This is a genomic window from Streptomyces sp. NPDC041135 (genome assembly GCF_055592085.1).
In genome coordinates this window covers 1-5,912 of record NZ_JBVIYZ010000070.1, presented here as the reverse complement: position 1 = coordinate 5,912, position 5,912 = coordinate 1, and the positions used below count along the sequence as shown (strand labels likewise).

Sequence of the window (5,912 nt, the reverse complement as noted above, 5' to 3'; positions counted from 1 at the left end):
GTCAGCCCACCCCCTTGCGGATACCTCATGCAGTCGGCCTACCGCAGGGATCACGAAGCGTCAGCCCCTACGACACCACGCTTTGAAGGTCAGTAACGGGCTGCGGCGCTCACCGTTCGGCACCACCAGCAGCCCCGCCAGCCGGGATCTGGTCGGGCCCACCCGCTCGGCGATCCAGGCGCATATCTCGCCCTGCACGTGGAGCCTGACCTGAGGCACCGTCCGGTCCAGCTTCAAAGGGCCGGCAGTTCCAGGCCCGCGCCGAATAGCTCTCCCAGGGCACCATTGAGTTCTTTCAGCGTTGCCGATCGAGAGTGAGTATGGCCTTGACCATTGACGTCATTCGACTCGAGCTGCTGCGTGACCTGCGGAAGATGCGCCAGGATGCAGTCGTGCCATGCCGCGTTCGACAGGTGCGCGAGCCGTAGCGAGAGCGCGGTTGACGGTGCGCTGGTCGGGGGGAGTCCGCCACCGGGTGGCCCTTGAGTCCGACGGTCACCGAGGTGCCGATGCCCTGGTAGGCCCGTCGGTGCGGACGGGCACGCCTTGACGCTCGCAGATCCGGATGATCCGGTGCGTGCGAGCCGCGGTTGGGTCGTGACACCGTCCCGGCAGTGCGAGCGAGATCAGCAGAGCGATCATCCTTGAGGTGCAGGCGTGGGCGGTCCCGGCCAGCGCTGGCAAGCCAACAGGACAGCGCGGCGGGGGCTTTGCGTGGGTCAGTTCTCCTTGGTGATCAGTAGGCGGGCTGCGGTGAGTGCACCGTCGGTGCGAATGTGGCCCGCCAGGGTGTGGGCGGCCTGCACCCCCTGCGGGGTGAGGGCGTGTCGCAGCGCTGTGGTGAGGGAGTCGGCCGTCGGGCTGCTGCCCAGGTGGGCGCTGCCGATCTGGAGCTGGTCGACGCGGTGAGCGAAGTAGAACTGGTCGAACATCTGCGGGACGAGTACTTGGGGTGTCCCGGCTGTGGCGGCCGTGGTGGTGGTGCCTGCCCCTCCATGGTGCACGACCGCGGCGACTCGGCGGAACAGCGTCTGCTGGTTCACCTCTTCGACCGTCAGGCAGTCGGGAGCGGGCTCGTCGAGAGAGAGGTCGGCCCAACCGCGGGCGAGGATTGCGCGGCGGCCGAGCGCTCGGGCGGCCGCGATCATCGTCCGGGCGATCCCCTCGGGGGCGCGTACGCTGCCGAATCCGAAGTAGATCGGCGGCTCGCCGGCGTCGAGGAATTCCTCCAGCTCGGTAGGGAGCGGGCGGTGGTCCGTCAGCGTCCACGCCCCGGTCTGCAGGACATCCAGCTCCGACGGCTCGGGCCACGGTGCCAGGATGGGATCGGCGGCAAGCCAGGGGGCGTCGGTGAAGATGTGGCGTCTGACGTCGCCGACCGGGGCGAGCCCTGCGGCCTCGCGCTGCGCGTTGAGAGCCGCGCCCCATATGGCATTCCAGCGTTGTGCGTCCTGGGCCCACAGAGTCTGGTTGTCGATGATGCCGTCCGTCGGCTTGTCTCCCAGCAATCCGAAGACGGGCGGCGCGTGGTGCGGCGAGGGCAGCGTCATGGGTGCAAACGCGGCGTACACGTAGCCGATGCCTCGCCGTTCGGCGACCGAGCGAGCCGCGATCGCCAGGGCACCGCCTGCCACGATCACATCGCATCCCTCGGCAGCCGAACCCACCACCGCGAACTGATCCGCAACCGTGCCCTCGATCATCTGTCGTCGCTGCTCGGGCGTGGTCACAGTCCCCGCCGGCCGTTTCGCCGTGGTGTGCAGCTCAGGGCCGACCGGAACATAGGTGATCCCCAGTGACTGCGCCCACTCCCGGAAATCAGGCGGTGCGCACACCACGGCTTCCTGTCCCAGCTCCTGCAGCCTCAGGGCCAGGGCGATCACCGGCTGGACTTCTCCTCGCGAGCCGATCGTGGACAACAGCACCCGCATGTGCACTCCCCGTTTCCTGCCGCGCCTCGTCACGCGGAGGACCATGCTCGCCCGATATAGGGGGCTTGCGGCAAGATCCCTCATGCGATATATGGTTGAACGGGAGATTTAAGCGGAGCCGTCTGCCGCCTCGGCTTCCGAACGGCGATACCTGCATCAGCGTGTGGGCCCATCCCTCTGCCGACGCTAGTCGATCATGGAACCCGGAGGCGTACGCCTGTTTTATCGGTGATGGCGTGGAGTCCCGCGTTATAGGCGGGTGGGGGATCGCGGGGCTGGTCAGTGGTGTAGTCACAGAAGCGGAGGAGTTCTGCGCCGGTAGGGACTGAGCACAGCCAGGTCGCTCGCGTGTAAGGGTCCAGTCCTCACGGGCTATCCGGCGCAGGGCCCGGGTCATGTCGATGGCGGTGGAGAAGATCACGTTGGCGGCGAGGAGGTCGAGGAATCTACCGCCTTGTCCTGCAGCTCCGGATCGCGGCTGGCTAGCCAGCCAGCGTTGCCGGAGCGCAGCCACTCGGTGAACCGGTTGTAGGCCGCGGCCTTGTTTGGCGCCCACTGGCTCTGCTCCCGCGGCACCGGATCCGGCAACTACCGCAGCAGCACGGCCGTGCGAACGGCGCGGCCGACCCCGCGGGATGGCCGGCTCCAACGCTGAGGCGATGCGGATGTGCTGGATGGCCTGCGTCGCACCGAGGCCGGAGCCGTAGGCGAACGCGGTGACCAGGCACCCCGGGAGAGGCCTTGAACTCCGGATCCGCACCCGACAAAGGGGCCGAGACGGTACCACCAGCCGGCCCAGTGCGCCGCCCGGGCGAGGTGCTTCAGGATGCCCCGCGGTGGGAGCCGCCGGTCCAGCTCGGCCTCCAGCGCCGCCGCGGGGGGCGGTGCACTCGTCGCCGACACGCCTCTTGAGTGACGGCTCGCCCGCGGCCGGGGCGATGGTCAGGTCGGTGCTGTCCGGATACCTGGCGTCCACTTCCTGCGTGATCCGTGTCAATTGGTTCTGAGGTTGTTCACGAAGCGGTTGGCGGTCGCGGGAATACCGGCCTGCTCGAAGAACTGGGGGATCTCTACCTCCCCCCGGTTCCACGGCAAGAGCAAGGCGTCGTTCTCGCTCGACCGCCCGGTGGCCAGGTCAGTCGAGCAGGACGCCGGGGTTGAGGATGCGGTGGGGGTCCAGGGCGTCCTTGGTGGCGCGCAAGGCCAGAGCGAAGGGCTCCGGGCGCTGGAGGTCGTAGCCGGGGCGGTGGTCGCGGCCGACGGCGTGGTGGTGGGTGATGGTGGCGCGGTGGTGGTGCAGGACCTCGCCGACGACGGCTTTGATGTCGTCCCAGACCTCGACTTCGTGGCCGGGGCGACCGGCGACGGCCACGGTGAAGTAGGGGGCGGCCCCGTCCGGGTAGACGTGGGTCAGGCGGCAGTTGATGGTGGCCGCGTGTCCGGTGGCCTTGACGGCGGCCGCGCCGACCTTGGTACGGACGCCGTCGATCAGGGCGGGGATTGTGTCCCAGGTGGCGGCGGTTTCGAAGGTTTCGACGACGGCCCCCATGCGGGCCAGACCGTCGCGTAGGTAGGGCATGCGCAGGAACGCCGAGCGCCAGGCGCTCACGGCTGAGTCGCCCGGGGCGGCGCGGTCGGCCTCATGCGTCTGGCCGTGTCCGCCGTGGGTACGGGCCAGGTCCACGGCAGTCGCCAGGCGGTCGTCGACGGGGCTGGTGGCGGATTCGAAACCCAGCACCAGGACGCTGGAGCCGTCCTGGGAGGCGCCGGAGAACAGGGCCTCGCCGGGGTCGAGCAGGCGGCAGTTGGCCGGGGCGAGGTCGGACTGGGCGATGGCGCGCACGGCGTTCAGCGCTCGGTGGAAGTCGGTGAAGGACACGGACGCCGAGGCTTTGTGGCGGGGGCGTTCCTGCAGGCGCATCCATGCCTCGGTGATGATGCCGAGCGTGCCCTCGGATCCGAGGAAGAGCCGGTCGGGCGACGGCCCGGCGCCGGATGCGGGTAGCCGCCAAGATGTGCCGGTCCCCATGGGGGTGATCACGCGTAGGGACTGCACGAAGTCGTCGATGTGAGTGTGGACGGTGGCGTAGTGGCCGCCGGCGCGGGTGGCTAGCCAGCCTCCGAGGGTGGAGAACTCGAAGCTCTGCGGGAAGTGGCGCAGGGTCAGGCCATGGGGCCGCAACTGGGCTTCCAACACGGGGCCGAGGGCCCCTGCCTGGATGCGCGCCGAGCGGCTGGCGGTATCGATCTCCAGGACGCGGTTCATTGAGGTGAGGTCGAGCGACAGCACGGCGCGGTGGGCGCCGCCGCGGTACTCGACGCCGCCGACCACCGAGGAGCCGCCGCCGAAGGGGATGACGGCCACATTGTGATTGCCGGCCCAGTCCAGCAAGTCGGCCACTTCCTGGTCCTCGGTCGGGTGGGCGACCAGGTCGGGAATCCGGTTGGGCCGGCCGCGCAGGGCCTGGATGACGTCGCGGTAAGCCTTGCCCCTGGCGTGGGCGGCGCGCGCCTGCGGAGCGGCGGTGAGCAGGTGCGCCAGGGAGGGCGGGGGAGTCACGGCGGGGCGAACGATGGGCAGGTCGGCGATGCAGGGTATCGGCAGCGGACGTTCCAGGGTGCCCGGTAACAGGGCGCCCATTGCGGCGCACTCGGCGTCATCAGGCTGAGCGTCCGTGTAGCCCCAGCCCCACCAGGAGCGGGTGCGGGAGGTGCCGGGATCGGTCGTGGGAGTAGGCATGGGTGCGCTCCAACGGGTGGGATTAATTTACCCAGGGGTAAATTATCCTAGGGTAAGATTCGATCCATGGCGACGCTCCCTTCCAAGGCCGGCACCAAAGGCGTGCCGAGAGTCGACCGCGAACGGCAGGTCCTGGCCGCGGCCACCGAGGAGTTCGGCCGCTATGGCTACGAGGCCACGACCGTGGCCGCCATCGCCGCCCGTGTGGGCGTCACCAAGCCGCTGCTGCATCAGTACTTCGGCAGCAAGCAAGACCTCTACCTCGCGTGCCTCAATCCGGTCGGTGACCGGTTGGTGGATGCCATCCACGCCGCGATGGCCGAACGTGGCACCGGTGCGGCGCCGACACCCCTTCGCGTGCTGAACGCCCTGTTCACCGCTCTGAATGAAGAGCGCCAGATGTGGTTCGTCCTGTACGACCCCTCGCTGCCGCCCGGCAGCGGCGCCGCCCACCGCGCGGCGTACTACCGCGATGCCATCGACGACCTCGCCGCGATCGGCACCGCTGACCTCCTGCACACCGCCGGAACAAGCGACCCGCTCGACGCCGATGCCCTCACGTACGCATGGCGCGGCCTGTGCACGGCTCTGGTCCGCTGGTGGATCAACCACCCCGACCAGTCACCCGAAGCCATGACCCAGCGCTGCGCCCGGCTCTTCGAGGCCAGCCGCACCGTCCTCGCCGCCGATGACAGCACCTGAGTAACTGTCTGAGATCCGCAGGTGAAGCGGAGGGTGGAAGGAGTATTCATCACTGCTCGAGGACGAAGACTACTATCGGTGAATGACACTTCCCGTACCGAACAAGTTCACTGATCGTGGTGCAGTTGCCTTCGAAGTGTGTGAGTTGCAGTTGGCAGACGATGTCACGGCCGCGAGCGTGCATCGGATTGGGCGCCGTGCCTATGCGATCGAGGCTGAGCTGATCGGCTTCGACGGGATCCCAGCTTTGCACGAGAGCATGGACGAGATGCGAGGTCAGCCATTGCGTTGGCTCGGAGCCGTCGCGGAGAGCGGACAGATCGCTGCTTTTGTCGCCTGGCAGATCCCAGATGGAGAGAACATTGTCGACATCGACCGCGTCTGTGTGGAACCGGAATGGTTTCGCTGGGGTCTGGCGACACGTTTGATCCGCTGTCTACTTACTGAACCGTTCCGGGTTCGGTAGAGACTCGATTCCGTGAAAGGATCGAGTCATGGCACGCCCTTCCTCCTACCCCGCTGAGCTGCGTAAACGAGCG

The 5,912-nt window shown here is 68.2% G+C and carries 4 protein-coding genes and 1 pseudogene; 2 read left to right on the top strand and 3 right to left on the bottom strand.

The annotated features are described in order from the left end of the window. Positions 1–295: 295 nt before the first annotated feature. From ACZ6CZ_RS37455 to ACZ6CZ_RS37445, 3 genes and pseudogenes are all read right to left on the bottom strand, one after another. A pseudogene (locus tag ACZ6CZ_RS37455) lies at positions 296–633 on the bottom strand (transposase family protein); the annotation flags it as partial. 86 nt (positions 634–719) lie between these two features. After that, positions 720–1,931 (bottom strand): glycosyltransferase, encoded by a 1,212-nt coding sequence (locus tag ACZ6CZ_RS37450; protein WP_469030475.1) that lies wholly within the window; start codon positions 1,929–1,931, stop codon positions 720–722. A 1,135-nt stretch (positions 1,932–3,066) separates the two neighbouring features. Further along, complete coding sequence (locus ACZ6CZ_RS37445; protein WP_469030472.1) at positions 3,067–4,671, bottom strand: FAD-binding oxidoreductase; 1,605 nt, start codon at positions 4,669–4,671, stop codon at positions 3,067–3,069. A gap of 66 nt (positions 4,672–4,737) precedes the next feature. On the opposite strand from ACZ6CZ_RS37445, the gene ACZ6CZ_RS37440 reads away from it, so the two are divergent. Further along, positions 4,738–5,373: a TetR/AcrR family transcriptional regulator gene (locus tag ACZ6CZ_RS37440; protein WP_469030469.1), complete on the top strand. Its 636-nt coding sequence runs from the start codon at positions 4,738–4,740 to the stop codon at positions 5,371–5,373. Between the two features lie 82 nt (positions 5,374–5,455). Then, positions 5,456–5,839 (top strand): GNAT family N-acetyltransferase, encoded by a 384-nt coding sequence (locus ACZ6CZ_RS37435; protein WP_469030466.1) that lies wholly within the window; start codon positions 5,456–5,458, stop codon positions 5,837–5,839. The last annotated feature ends 73 nt before the right edge of the window (positions 5,840–5,912 follow it).

What these genes read in the sequence shown, in the direction of transcription:
- ACZ6CZ_RS37450 (WP_469030475.1), bottom strand. Translation starts at nt 1,931, where the DNA reads ATGCGGGTGCTGTTGTCCACGATCGGCTCGCGAGGAGAAGTCCAGCCG.
- ACZ6CZ_RS37445 (WP_469030472.1), bottom strand. Translation starts at nt 4,671, where the DNA reads ATGCCTACTCCCACGACCGATCCCGGCACCTCCCGCACCCGCTCCTGG.
- ACZ6CZ_RS37440 (WP_469030469.1), top strand. Translation starts at nt 4,738, where the DNA reads ATGGCGACGCTCCCTTCCAAGGCCGGCACCAAAGGCGTGCCGAGAGTC.
- ACZ6CZ_RS37435 (WP_469030466.1), top strand. Translation starts at nt 5,456, where the DNA reads ATGACACTTCCCGTACCGAACAAGTTCACTGATCGTGGTGCAGTTGCC.